The sequence below is a fragment of the uncultured Faecalibacterium sp. genome, assembly GCF_900066275.1.
Classification (GTDB): domain Bacteria; phylum Bacillota; class Clostridia; order Oscillospirales; family Ruminococcaceae; genus Faecalibacterium; species Faecalibacterium taiwanense.
In genome coordinates this window covers 1-675 of sequence record NZ_FMFG01000099.1, presented here as the reverse complement: position 1 = coordinate 675, position 675 = coordinate 1, and the positions used below count along the sequence as shown (strand labels likewise).

1 protein-coding gene is annotated in these 675 nt (G+C 47.6%); it reads left to right on the top strand.

Going from position 1 to position 675, the window contains the following annotated elements; translation table 11 throughout:
* Positions 1-210: 210 nt before the first annotated feature.
* Positions 211-462, top strand: a complete 252-nt coding sequence (locus QZL71_RS13180) for a DUF6061 family protein (protein WP_097839680.1) — start codon at positions 211-213, stop codon at positions 460-462.
* Positions 463-675 lie beyond the last annotated feature (213 nt).

The window sequence follows — 675 nt, the reverse complement described above, 5'->3', positions numbered from 1 at the left end:
ACAGACTGTAAATCTGCTGCTTTCAGCTTCGGTGGTTCGAATCCACCCGCGCCCACCAAACAAGAAAAATCCGAACCTGTTTCCGATTGGAGAAGGGTTCGGATTTTTCGTTTTCTTTGGGTACAGCAATGAAGGCTCCCGTGGACGGCGCAAAACTCCGATACCTTGTCATAGACCGTAAGCCAATAACAAGATTTGGAGGGTATGATTATGAAGTACGATGAAAGAGCCTGCAAGTTTAACATGGATACCGGGTGTGTGGAGTTGACTCTCCAAGATGGGAGAAAAATTTCCATTGACTGCACCGGGGTTGAGGATGCTCTGGATGTTACCATGGAGCAGAGGTCAGAACTGGACTACCTCATCTACAATGACCCGCTGGGCTATGCGGACTTGATTTTGAATGGCGACCCAGAGGAATATTTGAAGAATGTAGCAGGGAGCCATGGGTTAGAAGATTAAGGACAAAAAATAAGAGTTGTGTCCAACTGGACACAACTCGGTGAGATACATCTATATAAGGCAGGGCGTTCCCTCTTTACTGGGAGCGTCCTGCTGTTTTTATGCGGCAACAGGCAAGGCTTGCAGAGCTTCCTGCTCTTTCAGCCATTCCTCATATTCACGCTGGCCTTCCTCACTGTTGAAAAACTCAACCATGGAGGGATAAAAGCAACG

What these genes read in the sequence shown, in the direction of transcription:
- QZL71_RS13180 (WP_097839680.1), top strand. Translation starts at nt 211, where the DNA reads ATGAAGTACGATGAAAGAGCCTGCAAGTTTAACATGGATACCGGGTGT.